Below are 15,521 nucleotides of genomic sequence, written 5' to 3'. Positions count from 1 at the left end.
TTCTCGGCGTCGCTAGACGCCGACGAGCTCGCCGACGGTGACGGTCTGCTTGCCCTCGGTGATGTGCGAGGCGATGAACTCCTCGTTCAGTTCGATGCCGAAGCCCGGGCCCTCGTTCGGGTAGAGCTTGCCGTCGGCGAAGATCGGCACGTTCAGGGCGATGTCCTGCGTGATCTTCTGCTCGGCGTTCTCCCACTGGTTGTTGATGATCAGCGGGCCGAGGTTCTCGTGGGTGAACTGCGACGCCCAGTTGTTGGCGATCATCAGGTGCGCCGAGGGGCTGGCCTCGAGGCCCGAGCCGATCATGCAGCCGCTCATGACGGCCATGTCGGCGAGGCGCGCCATCGTGAGCCAGCGCTGCGCCTTGAGCAGGCCACCGGCCTTCTGCATCTTGATGAACAGGCCGTCGGCGGCGCGACGTTCGATGATCTCCCGGATGTTGTGCAGCTCCTGCGCCGACTCGTCGGCGAAGATCGGCGTGTCGATGCGGCTGCGCAGGCGCGCCATGCCCTCGATGTCCCAGTGCGGGACGGGCTGCTCGATGCACTCCATGCCGTACCGGTCCAGCCGGCGCATCGTCTTCAGCGCCTGGTCGTAGTTCCAGAAGCCGTTGGCGTCGACCACGATCCGGGCGGAGTCGCCCAGTGCGGCACGGACCTCGCGGACGTTGTCCACGTCGTGGTCGGAGTTGCCGTCGGACTTGAGTTTGATCAGGCAGAAGCCCTTCTCGTGGGCCTGCACGGCCTCGGCGACCACCTGGTCGACCGGGCCGGCGGAGGCGACCCAGCCCTGCACGGAGGCGTCGGCGTTCTTCCCGCCGAGCAGCTGGTACACGGGCACGCCCAGGGCCTTGCCCTTGAGGTCGTGCAGCGCGAAGTCGACGAGGGCCTTGGCCTGGTTGTTGTCGCGGACGAAGGTGTCCATCTGCCCGACGATCTTCTCGATGTTGAGCGGATCCTGGCCGATCAGGAACGCCGGGGCGATGTGGTTCGCGATCATCGCCGTCATCGATTCCTGGGTCTCGCCCCGGTACCAGGTGGAGGTGTCGCCGCTGTCGCCGTAGCCGACGATCCCCTCGTCGGTGTGCAGCTTCAGCACGACGGAATGGATGTGGGTGATCCTGGTCCCCGGCATGAGAAACGGCTTGACCAGCGGTGTGGAAACCGGGATCAGTTCGACCTTGGTGATGATCATGCGACGTGCTCCTGAGCGGAAGAAGGGATGACGGTGGCGCCGGCGTCGGCCAGGGCCGTGAGTTCGGCGGTGTCGAGGCCGGCCTCCCGGAGGATCTCGACGGTGTGCTCGCCGACGAGCGGGGCGCGGCGCTCGACCGCGCCCGGGGTGCGGGAGAGCTTGGCGGGGATGCCGGGGACGGTGACGGCACGGCCGTTGTGCGGGTGCGTGACGGTCGGCAGCATGTCGCGGGCCCGGAAGTGGGGGTCCGCGAAGATGTCCGCGGCGTCGAGGATCGGGCCGAGCGGCACCTTGCCGCCGAGCAGCTCGATGAGTTCGGCGACGGTGCGGGTGCGGGTCCAGGCGTTGACCACCTCGTAGACGGCGTCGCGGTTGAGCCACCGGTCGTGGTCGGTGGCGAACCGCGGGTCGTCGACGAGTTCCGGCTGCCCCATGACGGCGGCGAGCTTGGCCCACTGCGGGTTGTGCGGGGCACCCAGCGCGACGACGCCGTCCTGTGCCTGCACCGTGTCGAACGGCGCGAAGCCCTGCAGCTGGTTGCCGAGCGGGCCGGGGACCCGGCCGGTGTGGCCGTAGGTGTTGACCACGACCTCGGAGATCGCGAGGACGGCGTCGGCCATGGCGACGTCGACGTACTGGCCCTGCCCGGTGCGCTCGGCGTCGCGCAGGGCGGCGAGGATCCCGAAGGCGGCGAACAGGCCCGGAACCGTGTCGCCGACACCGGAACCCACCCGGACGGGGTGCTCGGCGTCGGTACCGGTGATGGACATGAGCCCACCCATGGCCTGCGCGACGATGTCGAAGGCCGGCCAGTCCCGGTAGGGGCTGTGCCCGCCGGTCTTGTCGCCGAATCCGCGGATCGAGGCGTACACCAGGCGGGGATTGCGCGCGGCGAGGGTGTCGTAGTCGAGGCCGAAGCGGTCCATGACGCCGGCGCTGAAGTTCTCGACGAGGATGTCGGCGTCGTCGATCAGGCGCAGCAGCACGTCGCGGGCGTCGGGCTTCTTCAGGTCCAGCACGATCGACCGCTTGTTGCGGTTGGCCGACTGGAACACTCCGCCGTAGTCGCGGGGCTCGTCGTCGGAGGCGAACGGGCCGGCGTAGCGGAGGAAGTCGCCGCGCGGCGGCTCCACCTTGATCACGTCGGCCCCCTGGTCGGCGAGCAGCGACGTGCAGAACGGCCCGGCGAGGGCCTGGGTCAGGTCGATGACCCGCACCCCGTCGAGGGCGCGGCGCCGGCTGGTGCTCATGCGGTGGCCTCCCGTCCGAGCAGCGCGCGGCCGATGACGACCTTCTGGATCTGCGGGGTGCCCTCGCCGATCTCGAGTCCGGAGACGTCGCGCAGCATGGCCTGCAGCGGCAGTTCCTCGGCGAAGCCGCTGTGGCCGTGGGCGACGATGCAGTCGCGGATGGTCTGCAGCGAGACGTCGGTGGCGTAGAGCTTGGTCATCGCGGCCTCCTTCGTGAAGGGCCTGCCGGCGTCGGCGAGAGAGAGGGCGCGGTAGGTGAGCCAGCGGGCCGCCTCGAGCTTGGTGGCGTTCTCGGCGATCGGGAAGGACACACCCTGGAACGAGGCGACCGGCTTGCCGAACGCCTTGCGGGACTTGACGTAGTCGATGGTGATGTCGAGGGCCTTGCGGGCGACTCCGGTCGACATCAGGCCGATGACCGAACGGGTGTAGTCGAATTCGCTCATGACGAGCCGGAATCCGTTGCCGACGCCACCGATGACGTACTCGTCCGGGACGAAGACGTCGTCGAGGAACACACCGGCCCGGCCGAGCGGCTTCCAGCCGGCGTCCGGGAACTTCTGCATGCTCACGCCGTCGGAGTCGAGGGGCACGAGGAAGGCGGTGACGCCGGATTCCTCCGGGGTGGCGCCGCGGGCCTTGACGAAGGTGATCATCGCCTTGGCGTGCGGGGCGAAGGTGATGGACGTCTTCTCGCCGTTGAGCTTCCAGCCGCCGTCGACCTTCTCGGCCTTGGCGCGCATGGCCATCGCGTCCGAGCCGCTGCCCGGCTCGGTCAGGCCGAGGGCGACGACGTGGCGGCCCTCGACGATGCCGCGCACCCAGTCCTTCGCGACATCGGGGGCGAGGAAGCGCTCGAGCAGCGGGCCGGTGAGGTTGTTCGTGTAGGCGAGCTGGCTGAGGTAGAAGTTCGCGTAGGCCAGTTCCTCGTGGGCGATGCCGAGGTGCGTCTTGGTGAGCACCTCGCCGATGCGGCCCTGACCGCCGTTCTCCTCGGAGACGCCGAGGCCGAGGAGGCCCTGTGCGGCCATCTTCTCGGCGAGGTCCCACGGGAACTCCTCGCGGTGGGCGCGTTCGAGGTAGCTCTCGGCGTGCGGTGCCGCGAACTCGCGGACCCACTGGGCGAACTCCTCGTGTTCCGGCGCGAAGAGGACCGGCGGATGCAGGGCGTCCGTGGCAGACATTATCGATCTCCTCGAAGTGGTTGTGAATCAGCGCTTCTCATCGGAGCCGGGAACGGAACCCGGACCGCGCGCTGCCGATCAGCGCGTCGGAACCCAGTATGTCCGCAGTCACAACCTCAGAAAAGAACAGGAATCTGCTGATCGATATGAGAAATACTCAAGAATGGTCGGCGGCGCCGCTCACAGCGCGCCCACGCGGGCCGTTGCGAACGAGATGAACTCGCGTACCACCCGGCTGAGCACCACGTCGGGACGCCAGGCGATGACCAGCCGCACCGGATCGAGGTCGGGGACGTCGATCGGCAACAGCACGATCTTCAGTCCGCCGTAGGTGCGGTTGAGCTGCGGCTGGTGCAGCATGATCGTCCAGCCCAGGCCCCGGCCGACGTACGCCCGCACGGTCTCGTAGTTCGCCGACCGGTACTCGATCCGGGGCGTGAACCCGGCCCGCGCACACACCTGCATCGCGTGTGTCGACGCCGGCACCGCGTCGAGCAACACCATCGGTTCGTCCCGCACCGAGGCCAGCTCCACCGGGCCGGGCGTGGCCGCCAGCCGGTGCCCCGCCTGCACGACCAGCGCCGGCCGCCTCGTCATCAGCGTGGCGGTGCGCCATGCCGGTGGCAGCTCCAGGTCGTAGGTGATCACCGCGTCCAGCGCCCCGCCCTCGAGCCGCTCGCCCAGCTCGTCGGCCATCGCCTCCCGGAACTCGAGCGACACCCGCGGATGAAGCTCGGTGAACTCGGACAACAGCGGCGGCAGGATCGTCGGCCCGACCGTCGTGTAACACCCGACGGCGAGCCGGCCGGCGAGTTCGCCGCCCGCCCCGAGCATCTCGTCCTCGATCTCGCTCGCCTGCTGCAGCAGGGCCCGCGCCCGGGCCAGCAGCGACTCCCCCGCCGGCGTGAGGTGCACGCCGTGGGCACGGCGGCGCACGCACAGCTGCGCCGACAGCGCCTTCTCGAGTTCGGTGACCGCCAGCGACACCGCCGACTGCGACACCAGCAGCCGGTCGGCCGCCGCGCTGATCGTCCCGGTCTCGGCGACGGCGACGAAGGCGACCAGTTGCCGCATGGTGAAGGCCGGCGCCCGGTCGCTGCTCATGAATCGATCATATGGGCGGTCCGCGCCGCGCCCGTCGCGGCGGTCAGGCGTCGGGGGCGGTCGTCAGCGGCACGTCGCCGCCCGGCCGCCGGCGGGGCTCCGCGACCCGGTGCAGCCCCCGGCCCAGCTTCCCGACCCCGGTGCTGCCCGCCCCGACGGCCCGGCCGCCGAGGGTGCGGGCGCTGTCGCCGAGGGCACCGCTGACGGCCCGGACCGGGTTGCCCAGCTCCGCCAGGTTCTCGGCCACCGACGGATCCTCGGCCTCGAGGGCGCGCTCCGCGGCGCTGCCGAGCGCCGCCGCGACGTCGTCCAGGTCCGCCCGGAGCCGGGCGATGTCCTTCTTCACCCGGGCGGTCGACAGCCATCGCACCAGCTCGAACGGCTTGAGCGCGGCGTAGCTCGCCAGCCGTGCGCGGGCGCGCAGCAGCAGCCCGACGTCCCGCTCGACGCGCCCGGCGAGCGTCGTGCCGATCGCCGCGCATTCGTGCTCGAGCCGGTCCGGTTCGGTGGTGCGGATCCGCGCGAGCCGCAGCCGCTGCCACAGGTTCAGCGAGTCCTCGACGAGGACGAGCAGCTGCAACGTCTCGCCGAGCCGGTCGGTCTCCACGGCCTGCTGCAGGCAGGCCACCCGGTCCTGCGCCGGAGCGTCGGCGGCGAGCCCGTCGAGCACTTCTCCGGTGTGGGCTCGCAGCCGCCCGGCCCGATCGGCGAGTACGTCGCCGAGGCCGCGCACGGATTCCCAGTCGGTGGCGCGCAGCTGCCCGGTGGCGTCCAGGAGCCCAGCCACCCTGGTCAGCGCGTTGTGGTGGTCGACGGCGTCCCCGCCTCCGGGTGCGCCGACCAGCTCGAAGATCTCCGCGGAGAACTCGTGCACCCGCGCGACGGCGGCCTCGACCGAGACGATCGCGTCCCGCAGGGCGCGGGCGACGGCTTCGTCGGCGGGACCCGGTTCCTCGATGTGCGCGTCGTCGGCCATGGCTCCATGGTGCTACGCGCGCACGACGGGCGCAGCAGGATGCTCCGTGCCGAGCAGGTGACGGATGCCGAAGCCGGTGACCAGGGCGGTCACAAACGCCATCAGCAGGCCGCCGAGCGCCCCGATCGCCACGGTGAGCCACAGCGGCTGGCCGGGCTGCCACAGCGGCGTGCACACCACGAGGAACAGCGTGAGACCGGCCAGCCACGCACCGGCCGTCCACACGATCCAGCGCCCGGCGCGCGGGAGGTGCCGACGCAGCTCGAGCCACTGCGCGACCCCGATCGAACCCAGCAACGCCACGCCGAAGAGGACACCGAGCGCGATCGGGATCGCCACCGGCCACGCGGACCACGTCTCGTAGAAGGTCGAGGGCGACATCCCCAGCAGGTAGGCGCACGCGGCGGCGACACCCGTGCCCAGCACCCAGCGCCGGACCGACATCGCCGGCAGCCGGTGCCGCAGCACCCGCGCCTGCGACCAGCCCAGCACCGATCCCTCGACGACACCGGCCACCATCAGCGCCGGCAACGCCGCGGCACTGTCGAACAGCACGGCCCCGACGACGGCGGGAACGAGGAATCCGACGAACTCCCCCGCCGTCGCCGACACCGTCCAGTCCCGCAGCAGGCTCATCGGCCGATCCCCAGCCGTGCCGCCAGCTCCGGACCGCCGACCTGCCGGACGAAGTCCGGGTCCCCGCACACCACCAGCTGGTCGCGGGCCCGGGACAACCCCACGTACAGGCGCTCGCGCGAGCGCTCCTGGGGCTGCGTCTCGTTCACCGCGAGCACCACCGCCCGGCGCTCGAGTCCCTTGAAGCCGAGGACATGCCCGTAGAAGACCTGTTCGGTGTCCCAGAAGCTGTCCCAGTACGCCGAGTTGCCCTCGGACTGGTGCGCCACCTGCTCCGGGTGCCGGCTGCCCGTCGCGAGCAGCGCGACGTCGCCGGGCCGCCAGCCCTCCTCGAGCAGGGCGTCGATCCGGTCGTCGGCCACGGCGAGCGCCTCGTCGCCGCGGCACGCGACGAACTGCACGTCGGGGCCGTCGCCGCCGAGCAGCCGCATCCGCTGCCCGACGAGCGGGCCGAAGGTCCCCGCGATCTGCCGGGTGTTGCGCAGGTTGTGGTCGAGCACCAGCGGAACCAGCGGCACCGGGGGCCGGCCCTCCCGGTCGAACACCCGCTGCGCCTCGTCGGTGAACACGTAGATGCCGCTGGTCTCCTCGTCGCGCAGGGCGGCCATGATCGGATCCCACCAGGCGTCGGCGAAGTCCTGCGCCTCGTCGACGACGACCGCGTCGAAGCGCTGTCCCTCCGGCAGCGACCGGGCCAGCTCGGTCATCTGGGCGGGCAGGTCGTGTTCCCAGAAGCGCACGGTGTCGGCGGTGCGCAGGGCCTCGTCGGGACCCTCGGCGGCCCCCCACAGCCGGCCGAGGGCGTGGAACTCGCCGACGTATGCGGGCCGCTTCTTCCGGTTCCACGTCGCGGTGATCCGCTGCAGGTACGACGCGAGGCCGTGCGAATAGCAGATCAGCGCGACCCGCTGGTGCTGCTCGGCGAGGCGCCGGGCCTGCTCGAGGGCGAGGAACGTCTTGCCTGTGCCGGCGCCGCCGCGCACCTCGACCCGGGTCAGCAGGCGGGTCGCGTCGAGGATGACGGCCTGCTGCTCGGTGAGCCGGTCCGCGGCGTCCTCGTTGGCGACGGCACGCGAAACCACGTCGCGCTGCGGCAGGCCACGGCCCGCGAGCACCTCGGCGAACTGGTCGACGCCGTCGGCGACGAGGGCCGGCCGGTCGAGTTCCTGCTTGTCGAGCACCGCGCGCAGCCGTTCGGCGATGCTGCCGAGGTCGTTGCGGTCGATCACCTTCCAGCGGGGGCACTCGGGCAGGGCGAAGTCGGCGCGGACCTCGGTGTTGGGCAGGACGACGAAGTGGTCCCAGCGCAGCCGGCCCTGCGTCCAGCGGGGGTCGGCCTCGACGTAGCGGCGCAGCGCGTAGCAGGACTGCATCACCTGCCGGACCGGATCGATCGACCGGTCCTTGCCCTGCCGGGCCTGCACCCACTGGAAGCCGTCGTGCCACACCTGGCCGCCCTTGACCTCGAGGCACGCGATGCCGTGGCCCTCGAGGGCTAGGACGAAGTCGATCTCGTGGTCCTTGAGATGGTCGGTGACGCGCAGGCCCGCGGCGACGAGATCACCGTCGCCGAGCTGCCGGACGAGCGCGTCCCAGACGACGCGTTCGGCGTCGTTCGCCAACAGCGGATGCTCGGGTCTGCGGATCGGCATGCGCTCAGCTTGGCACGCGCACCCATGCCTGCTCGAGCAATGCGGTCACCTCGGCCTCGTGCCGGGCCCGGTAGGCGCTGAGCACCCGGCGCGGCCGGGTCTCGTCGCCCAGGCCGACGGCGGCGGCGAAGGCCGGCGCGACGCCCTCGTCCGGCACGATCTCCGGGGCCGAGTGGCCGATGAGGGCGAGCGCCTTGCGCAGCGGTTCGGCGTTGTCGGCGACGGTGCGCAGCGGCAGCACGTCGAACCGGCCGCCGGGGTGGAACTCGAGGAACATCTCGTTGCCCTCGTCCACCCCGAGGTCCTCGAGAAACCGTCGCACGCTGCCGAGATGGGGGGACGCGCCGGTCCAGCGCACGACCTGGGTGCCCAGCCGGGACGACAGGGAGACCTCGCGGCCCGGCGCGCAGCCGATGACCCCCGCGACCGCGGACGGCACCGGGAAGTCGGCACCGCGCAGGTGGTCACGCGTGGCGGTGACCCGCAGCCGCCACACGTCGCCGAGGCGGTAGAGGCGGCGGGTGCGGTGCGGCGGCTTGATGCTCACGTGGGTGCGGCGGCGCCGGCGCACCCGGCCGTCGACGATCTCGAAGTCACCGCTGCCGGCGAAGATGCGGGCGCTGGTCGGCGACACCCCGAAACGCTCGACCAGACGGTCGACGACGCGGTCCAGGTCGGCGGATCCGCCGTCGGCGTCGACGATCCGGGCGATGCGGCCGCGCACCGCGCCCGCCTCGTCGGTCTCCCATTCGCTGAGTGACCACCTGCCGTCCTCGGAGAGCGTGAACCGTTCGTCTGCGCCGATCGCGTCGATCACGGCGGCGGGACCCGCGGGGGTGCCCATGCGGTCGACGAGCTCCGCGGCCGGCAGCGGATCCCCGATCACCTCGAGAACCGCCGCGGCATGATCGGCGAACGCGGACCGCCGGGTCAGAGCGCGGCCCTCGAACATCGGTACACCGCACCGGCGCAGCCACGCGGCGAACTCCGCGGCGGGCAGGTCCCACACGACAGCGACGGCCGCGGGTTCGACGACCCCGTTCGGGGATTCGAACTCGGCGAGCAGCGCGTGGGTGCGCCGCTCGGCCTCGGCCAGACCGGGCACGGCGACCCACCCGTCGACCACCTCGAAGCGGTCGTCGAGGCGGGCGAGAGCCCGCCACAGCGGCACGTCGAGCCCGGGGACGGGCTGGGCCAGCTCCGGCCGCAACCCCAGCATCCGGTCGAGGGCGGCGACGGGGCGCACGTCCACGCGCAGCGCCGCGAGCAGGTCGCCGACGGCGGTACCGAACGCGAAGGTCGACGGGGCGTCCGGGTCGGGCGGCTCGTCGCCGAGGACGCGGCGGCGGATCGCGTCGCGCTCGGGCGCGGACAGCCCGGCGACGTACGCGGCGAGTTCGTCGAGCGCGCGGTGGGGCGCCGGCACGGGCAGGTCACGCGCGGTCAGGGCGGCGATGCGCGCGGCGACCTGCTGGATCTCCTCGGGGGTGCCGTCCTCGAGCTCGACCCGCACCAACGGCCGGTCGGGGTCGGCGCGCAGCCCGCGCCACCGCGCGAGCGCGACGAGGTCGTCGATCAGCAGCGACAGCGCCGGCGGGAGCGTGGGGGCGTCGGTCGCCACCCGCAGCGACGCCGGGTCCCGCAGGATCGCGAGGACGAGGACGGCCTGCACGATCTGGTGCACGGTCTCCGGGCCCGCACCGCGCACGGAGAACAGGGCGGCGGGCGTGTAGCCGAGCAGGCCGGCGGTGGTCGCCGCGCGGGGCAGCCGCGCGACGGTGGCGGCGGCGCGGGTGCCGAGCCCGAGCGCCGCGACGGGGACGTCGACGGTGTCGGCGATTCCCGTGGAGAACGCGAGATCGGGGTGCTCGGTGACGTAGATGCGGGCCAGTTCCCCACAGATCGCCACGACGTCGGCGGAGGCGGCGGTCTCCGCCGGGGACCGGCGTTCCCACCAGCGTTCGTCGGGGACGAGGGCGGCCAGTTGCGCGTTGCGGGCCGAGCCGTACCGGTCGAGCCACGGCATCAGGTCGAGCCAGACGTACTCGCTGAGCATCCCGGGGGACAGTGCAGTCGACCACAGCGACACGACCCGGTGCTCCTCTTCGATGCGCGACAGGCGACCGCGGTCTCGTGCGGAACGCCCGTCGGGGACTCTACCGGCCGGCGGTCCGGCCGTCGTACGACGACCGGATCAGCCGAGTTCGTCGGCGCGCCGGACCAGCATGTCCCGCAGACGGGCCGTGTCCCGGTCGTCGAACCCGATCTCGGCGACGCGGTCGAGGCCGCCGGCGATCCCGCGCCGGATCCCGTCGAGCATCCGGACGACGGCGCGTTCGGGCACGCCGAGCCGGCCACCGGACTCGACGAAGTGGCGGCGGGTGAGCTTGTTGGCCTTGCCGTACAGGTCGAGGGCCATCGGGTCGCGCCAACCGAGGTAGGGCTGGGTGCACAGGAGGTCGTACGCCGGGGTGACGGCCCACAGCCCGGCCTCGGTCAGGTGGATGGAGAAGTTCTTCCCGTGCAGGTCGCCGTTGCCGACGGCGTACGAGTAGGCCACGAGCCGCAGCAGTTCGAGGGTGGCGACGCGGGCCGATCCGCCGCCGCGCTCGCACGCGGCGGCCAGCGCCTCGACGACGCGTTCGGTCTTCAGCCGGTACTTGGCCGCCGGGTAGACACCGAGGACCTGGCAGGCGTCCTCCTGCGCGGTGCGGTGGACGGTGTGGCCGGGACCGATCCATCGGTCGAAGCGGGCGACGAGCAGTCCCGCGTTGCCCCTGCGGTCGTAGACGAGCTGATGCCCGGCGACGGCGAGGCCGCAGGCGGTCGCGAGACCCATGAAGAAGTGCTCGTTCTCGACCAGGCGGGGGTAGCCGCGGGGCGGTGCGAGTTTGAGGATGGCGGGGCCCTGCACCGTCGCGACGGGGGCGGAGTACATCTGGGCCGACACCTTCGCCTGCACTCCCGGCAGGGAGGTCGGGTCGAGGACGACGGACTCGTGGCCGGAGATCCGGTCGAACAGCTCGTGCAGGTCCTCGCGCCGGACGGCATCCGGGTCGAGCAGGAGCGTCGACGTCGGGGGCCGAGCGCCGGCGGGGAGCACCCGCACATCGCCGATGGTGTCCGCGCCGACCGCCATGAGGATGGTGAGATGGTCGTCTTCGGAGGTCTTGGTGGCGGCGACGGCGCCGCGGAGCCGGATGCCCTCCGGCAGCAGGCCGGCGAAGAACGGGGGCACGCTGCCGCCGCCGGCGCGGACCTCCTCCCCGGTCTTCGGCACCGTCCACGCGAGGGCGGGAGCGGCCGGATCGTCGAGGTAGTCCTGCGCGTACCGGAACACGACATCGTGGCCGTCCCGGGTGAGGTGCCCGGCCAAGCGGTCGCCCTTGTACACGTCGGCGCTGTCGACGGCGACCAGGCGTTCGACCACCGCGCTCACCCGGCCCGGTCGCCGCGCGTGGTGAGGGTCAGGTCGCAGCCCAGCGCGTCGGCGATCGCCACGACGAGGTCGAGTTGCACGGTGGCGCGGCCGGACTCGAGCGACTGGACGCTCGAGCGCGACACCCCGGCGAGGTCGGCCAGCTCGGACTGGGTGAGGCCGAGCCGGTGCCGCCGGTCGACGAAGTGGTCACCGAGACCGCCGCGTCCCGTGCGGGCGCGACGGCGGGGCGTGGCCACGGCGCCTCCTCCCTGTGCTTGCGACGGCATGCTTTGCGTCGAGTGTGCCGTCGCTACGCGCAGTTGTCCAGGGCTATGCCTGCAATGGCAAGCTCAAGAGTCGCAAAGCTGGCCCGTCCACGGGAGTTCGTGGCTTCGGCCTGGCCTCGCAAGCCCAGGGGTGCGGCCGGTCAGGGCGTGACGCGATCCGGCTCGACCTCGAGCTGGGCCGCGGGCCGAAGCCGCAGCAGCACCAGGCCCGCGACCGACGCCACGATCAGTGAGCCGACGGCACCGTGCACGTGCAGCGCGTTGACGGCGATCCCGGCGCCGACCAGACCCGCCAGCAGCGCACACCACAGAACGACTTTCGCGACCACCATGACCCAAGCACCTTCCCGAGGCCCCCCGCCCGACTACGAAGAATAGTGCGCTGGGTCACACGATCGCGGGAGGGGCGCGGCGTGTCCGCTCGCCGGCGGTGCGGGGTACACGCCGCGCAGCGGCACAGGGCACACGCCGCGCAGCGGCACAGGGCACACGCCGCGCAGCGGCACAGGGCACACGCCGCGCAGCGGCACAGGGCACACGCCGCGCAGCGGCACAGGGCACACGCCGCGCAGCGGCACAGGGCACACGCCGCGCAGCGGCACAGGGCACACGCCGCGCAGCGGCACAGGGCACACGCCGCGCAGCGGCACAGGGCACACGCCGCGCAGCGGCACAGGGCACACTGTTGCCCATGAACTCGGAGGAGATCCTGCGCCCTCTCGAGGGCATCCGCGTCCTCGAACTCGGCAACTACATCGCCGCACCCACCGCGGGCCGGCTGCTCGCCGACTTCGGCGCCGAGGTCATCAAGGTCGAACGTCCCCGCACCGGCGACGAACTGCGCAACTGGCGCCTGTACGCCGGGGACACGTCGATGCTGTACCGCACGGTGAACCGCAACAAGAAGTCCATCGTGGTGGACCTGCGTACCGACGCGGGCCGGGCCGTGATCCTCGATCTGGTGCGCCACTGCGACGTGCTGCTCGAGAACTTCCGGCCGGGCACCCTGGAGAAATGGGGCATGGGCCCCGAGGTGCTGTCGGAGATCAAGCCCGACCTGGTGATCACCCGGATCTCCGCGTTCGGCCAGACGGGGCCCCTCGCGGATCGCCCCGGATTCGCGGCCGTCGCCGAGGCCGTCGGCGGGTTCCGCGAACTCGTCGGGGACCCGGACCGGCCGCCGGTGCGGGTCGGGGTGTCGATCGGCGACTCCATCGCCGGGCTGTACGCGGCCTTCGGCTCGGTCACGGCGCTGCTGCAGCGGCAGCTGATCGGGTCGCTGCCGATGGTGAACCGGGTCGTCGACGTCGCCCTGAACGAGTCGATGCTGTCGATGATGGAATCGCTGATTCCCGACTACCTCGCCTACGGCGTCCGGCGCGAACGGGTCGGCGGCCGCATGGAGGGCATCGCCCCCTCGAACGCCTACCCCTGCTCGGACGGCACCTCCGTGATCATCGCCGGCAACGCGGACGCCATCTTCCAGCGCTACATGCGCACCATCGAGCGGCCCGAACTCGCCGACGATCCCGGCCTGACCACCAACCACGGGCGGTGGGACCGGCGGGAGGAACTCGACGCCGCGATCGCCGACTGGACGCGGCGCCGGCCGCGCGACGAGGTGCTCGGGATCCTCGAGGCCGCGGGGGTGCCGTGCGGGCCGATCTACACGGCGGCCGACATCGTCGACGACGAGCAGTACCGGGCCCGGAACATGATCCAGCACTTCGCCGTCGACGTCGGCGAGGACGAGCCGAAACAGGTCGGGTTCCCGGGCATCGTGCCCGTGCTCGGCGGCCGGTCGCTGCCGATCCGCAACGTCGGGCCGGACCTGGGCGAACACACCCGCGAGATCCTCGGCGGCCTGCTCGGCCGGACCGAGGCCGAGATCGACGAGCTCCTGGAGGTGGTGTCGTGAGCGGTGGTGTCGTGAGGGCCGGGGCACCGCAACTGCGCGACGTGACCCTGCGCGACGGGCTGCAACTGACCGGCAAGGTGCTGCCCGTCGAGCGCCGGGCACAGATCGTCCGTGCCCTGCTGACCGCCGGCGTGCCGCAGCTCGAGATCGGCTCGATGGCCCGGCCCGATCTGGTGCCCCCGATGGCCGGCACCGTCGAACTGATCGGGATGCTCACGCCCGAGGAACTCGACCGCTGCTACATCTGGGTGGCCACGCCGCGGCACGTGGAGAAGGCGGCCGCCGCCGGCGCCCGGCACTTCCAGTACTGCCTGTCGGTGTCGGATGCACACAACCGTGCCAACATCGGCCGGGACACCGACGCGAGCCTCGCCGCGATGCCCGCCGCGGTGGAGCACGCCCGCGCTGCCGGCGGCAGCATCCAGCTCTGCCTGGCCACGGCGTTCACCTGCCCGTTCGACGGGCCTGTCGACCCCGACCGGGTGCTCGAGATCGCGTGCGACCCCCGCGCCGACGGCGCCGCCGACATCGTCCTGGCGGACACCCTCGGCCAGGCCGTGCCGGCGCAGGTCGCGGCGCTGGTGTCCCGGGTGCGCGACGACTCCCCCGCCCGCCGCATCGTCTTCCACGGCCACGACACCTGGGGTCTGGGCGTCGCCAACAGCCTCGCGGCGATCGGGGCGGGCGCCGCGGTGGTGGACGGTTCGCTCGGCGGTCTCGGCGGCTGCCCGTTCGCCCCCGGCGCGAGCGGCAACACCGCGAGCGAGGACCTGCTCTTCGCCACCCGGCCCCCCTGGCTGACCCCGGCGGTGTTCGCCGACCTGGTCCGGCTCGGGGAGTCCGTCGTCGCCGACCTGGGCGAGCCGAACCGCTCCCGCGCTGCGCAGGGGGCCCGATCCGAGGCCGCGGCGTTCGAATGGGTGGTGAACCGGTGAGGGTGCTGATCGCTCCGGACAGTTTCAAGGGCACGTACCGGGCCGCGGAGGTCGCCGAGGAGGTGGCGGCCGGCGCGGAATCCGCCGGGCTCGAGGCGATCCGGATGCCGGTGGCCGACGGCGGCGACGGCACCCTCGACGTGCTCACCGGCGCGCTCGGCCTCGAGCCGATCGAGATGGAATCCGTGAACCCCTGGCGCGCACCGTGCTCGGGATCGTTCGGACTCGGCGAGGACGGCACCGCAGTCGTCGAACTCGCCACCTTCAGCGGAATCACCACACCGCACAAGGGCTTCCGTGATCCGATGACGGCGGACACCTACGGCACCGGGCTGGCGATGGTCGAGGCACTGCGGCGCGGCGCCACGCACATCGTCGTCGCGGCCGGCGGGTCGGCCACGACCGACGGCGGGCTCGGCGCGATCACCGCCATCGTGGAGGCCGGCGGCCTGGGCACCGCCACCGTCACGGTGCTGACGGACGTGACCACCCGCTACGCCGACGCCGCCGTGGTGTTCGGCCCGCAGAAGGGCGCCGACGAGACGGCCGTGGAGCGGCTCACGCGGCGCCTCGAGGACGCGGCCGTGACGCTTCCGCGTGATCCGCGCGAGGTCGACGGCACCGGCGCGGCCGGCGGTTTCGCCGGCGGCATGTGGGCGCAGTTCGGCGCGGACCTGCGCTCGGGAGCCGAATTCGTGCTCGACGCCGTCGGTTTCGACGCGGCCCTCGCCGACGCCGACCTCGTCGTCGTCGGCGAGGGCCGCCTCGACGGACAGTCCCGTGCCGGAAAGATCGTCTCGGCGATCCTCGCCCGGGTCCACACGGTGCCGGTGGTGGCGGTGGTGGGATCCGTCGGCGACGACCTCGGTGACTACCGCGACCGATTCGCGGAGATCATGGTCGCCACCGATCTCGACGCCATGCGTGCGGCCGGCGCCCGGCTCGCACGCCGCGCCTGAATCGA

The 15,521-nt window shown here is 72.3% G+C and carries 14 protein-coding genes; 3 read left to right on the top strand and 11 right to left on the bottom strand.

Going from position 1 to position 15,521, the window contains the following annotated elements:
* Positions 1 to 12: 12 nt before the first annotated feature.
* The 11 genes from KZJ41_RS10110 to KZJ41_RS10060 form a co-directional block, all read right to left on the bottom strand.
* Positions 13 to 1,194 carry a mandelate racemase/muconate lactonizing enzyme family protein gene (locus KZJ41_RS10110; RefSeq protein WP_006939130.1) on the bottom strand — a complete coding sequence of 394 codons (1,182 nt, stop codon included), beginning with the start codon at positions 1,192 to 1,194 and terminating at the stop codon, positions 13 to 15.
* On the bottom strand, positions 1,191 to 2,444 hold the full coding sequence (locus tag KZJ41_RS10105) for a CaiB/BaiF CoA-transferase family protein (protein WP_065922800.1): 1,254 nt from the start codon (positions 2,442 to 2,444) through the stop codon (positions 1,191 to 1,193). The genes KZJ41_RS10110 and KZJ41_RS10105 overlap by 4 nt, the downstream gene beginning before the upstream one ends.
* Positions 2,441 to 3,628, bottom strand: coding sequence for an acyl-CoA dehydrogenase family protein (locus KZJ41_RS10100; RefSeq protein ID WP_050034903.1), 1,188 nt, complete (start codon positions 3,626 to 3,628; stop codon positions 2,441 to 2,443). The genes KZJ41_RS10105 and KZJ41_RS10100 overlap by 4 nt, the downstream gene beginning before the upstream one ends.
* 180 nt (positions 3,629 to 3,808) lie before the next feature.
* Positions 3,809 to 4,732 (bottom strand): LysR substrate-binding domain-containing protein, encoded by a 924-nt coding sequence (locus KZJ41_RS10095; RefSeq protein WP_006939143.1) that lies wholly within the window; start codon positions 4,730 to 4,732, stop codon positions 3,809 to 3,811.
* A 43-nt stretch (positions 4,733 to 4,775) separates the two neighbouring features.
* Positions 4,776 to 5,708 carry a hypothetical protein gene (locus KZJ41_RS10090; protein ID WP_029542573.1) on the bottom strand — a complete coding sequence of 311 codons (933 nt, stop codon included), beginning with the start codon at positions 5,706 to 5,708 and terminating at the stop codon, positions 4,776 to 4,778.
* 12 nt (positions 5,709 to 5,720) lie between these two features.
* On the bottom strand, positions 5,721 to 6,344 hold the full coding sequence (locus KZJ41_RS10085; protein ID WP_050034902.1) for a hypothetical protein: 624 nt from the start codon (positions 6,342 to 6,344) through the stop codon (positions 5,721 to 5,723).
* The gene (locus KZJ41_RS10080) at positions 6,341 to 7,996 is read right to left on the bottom strand and encodes a nuclease-related domain-containing DEAD/DEAH box helicase (RefSeq protein ID WP_251550716.1); all 1,656 of its coding nucleotides are present in this window, start codon (positions 7,994 to 7,996) and stop codon (positions 6,341 to 6,343) included. The genes KZJ41_RS10085 and KZJ41_RS10080 overlap by 4 nt, the downstream gene beginning before the upstream one ends.
* Positions 7,997 to 8,000: 4 nt before the next feature.
* Positions 8,001 to 10,085 carry a hypothetical protein gene (locus KZJ41_RS10075; RefSeq protein ID WP_050034901.1) on the bottom strand — a complete coding sequence of 695 codons (2,085 nt, stop codon included), beginning with the start codon at positions 10,083 to 10,085 and terminating at the stop codon, positions 8,001 to 8,003.
* Between the two features lie 105 nt (positions 10,086 to 10,190).
* A complete protein-coding gene (locus KZJ41_RS10070; protein ID WP_029542565.1) occupies positions 10,191 to 11,426 on the bottom strand; it encodes a type II toxin-antitoxin system HipA family toxin in 1,236 nt (411 codons plus the stop codon).
* Positions 11,427 to 11,431: 5 nt separating this feature from the next.
* Positions 11,432 to 11,674 carry a helix-turn-helix transcriptional regulator gene (locus KZJ41_RS10065; protein ID WP_006941585.1) on the bottom strand — a complete coding sequence of 81 codons (243 nt, stop codon included), beginning with the start codon at positions 11,672 to 11,674 and terminating at the stop codon, positions 11,432 to 11,434.
* Between the two features lie 170 nt (positions 11,675 to 11,844).
* Positions 11,845 to 12,036 carry a hypothetical protein gene (locus tag KZJ41_RS10060; RefSeq protein WP_006941589.1) on the bottom strand — a complete coding sequence of 64 codons (192 nt, stop codon included), beginning with the start codon at positions 12,034 to 12,036 and terminating at the stop codon, positions 11,845 to 11,847.
* Positions 12,037 to 12,395: 359 nt separating this feature from the next.
* Here KZJ41_RS10060 and KZJ41_RS10055 point away from each other — a divergent pair, with 359 nt between their 5' ends.
* The 3 genes from KZJ41_RS10055 to KZJ41_RS10045 are packed head-to-tail and all read left to right on the top strand — an operon-like array spanning position 12,396 to position 15,516.
* Positions 12,396 to 13,622, top strand: a complete 1,227-nt coding sequence (locus tag KZJ41_RS10055) for a CaiB/BaiF CoA-transferase family protein (protein ID WP_251550715.1) — start codon at positions 12,396 to 12,398, stop codon at positions 13,620 to 13,622.
* Positions 13,619 to 14,557, top strand: coding sequence for a hydroxymethylglutaryl-CoA lyase (locus tag KZJ41_RS10050; RefSeq protein ID WP_251550714.1), 939 nt, complete (start codon positions 13,619 to 13,621; stop codon positions 14,555 to 14,557). Before KZJ41_RS10055 ends, KZJ41_RS10050 begins: the two co-directional genes overlap by 4 nt.
* Positions 14,539 to 15,516, top strand: coding sequence for a glycerate kinase (locus KZJ41_RS10045; RefSeq protein WP_231771811.1), 978 nt, complete (start codon positions 14,539 to 14,541; stop codon positions 15,514 to 15,516). Before KZJ41_RS10050 ends, KZJ41_RS10045 begins: the two co-directional genes overlap by 19 nt.
* Positions 15,517 to 15,521: the final 5 nt, after the last annotated feature.

Origin of the sequence: Rhodococcus sp. 11-3 (assembly GCF_023704055.1) — a bacterium.
Classification (GTDB): Bacteria; Actinomycetota; Actinomycetes; order Mycobacteriales; family Mycobacteriaceae; genus Rhodococcus; species Rhodococcus aetherivorans.
This window is presented reverse-complemented; position numbering and strand designations above follow the sequence as displayed.

Coding starts and splice junctions, on each gene's coding strand:
- KZJ41_RS10110 (WP_006939130.1), bottom strand. CDS start 1,194: ATGATCATCACCAAGGTCGAACTGATCCCGGTTTCCACACCGCTGGTC.
- KZJ41_RS10105 (WP_065922800.1), bottom strand. CDS start 2,444: ATGAGCACCAGCCGGCGCCGCGCCCTCGACGGGGTGCGGGTCATCGAC.
- KZJ41_RS10100 (WP_050034903.1), bottom strand. CDS start 3,628: ATGTCTGCCACGGACGCCCTGCATCCGCCGGTCCTCTTCGCGCCGGAA.
- KZJ41_RS10095 (WP_006939143.1), bottom strand. CDS start 4,732: ATGAGCAGCGACCGGGCGCCGGCCTTCACCATGCGGCAACTGGTCGCC.
- KZJ41_RS10090 (WP_029542573.1), bottom strand. CDS start 5,708: ATGGCCGACGACGCGCACATCGAGGAACCGGGTCCCGCCGACGAAGCC.
- KZJ41_RS10085 (WP_050034902.1), bottom strand. CDS start 6,344: ATGAGCCTGCTGCGGGACTGGACGGTGTCGGCGACGGCGGGGGAGTTC.
- KZJ41_RS10080 (WP_251550716.1), bottom strand. CDS start 7,996: ATGCCGATCCGCAGACCCGAGCATCCGCTGTTGGCGAACGACGCCGAA.
- KZJ41_RS10060 (WP_006941589.1), bottom strand. CDS start 12,036: ATGGTGGTCGCGAAAGTCGTTCTGTGGTGTGCGCTGCTGGCGGGTCTG.
- KZJ41_RS10055 (WP_251550715.1), top strand. CDS start 12,396: ATGAACTCGGAGGAGATCCTGCGCCCTCTCGAGGGCATCCGCGTCCTC.
- KZJ41_RS10045 (WP_231771811.1), top strand. CDS start 14,539: ATGGGTGGTGAACCGGTGAGGGTGCTGATCGCTCCGGACAGTTTCAAG.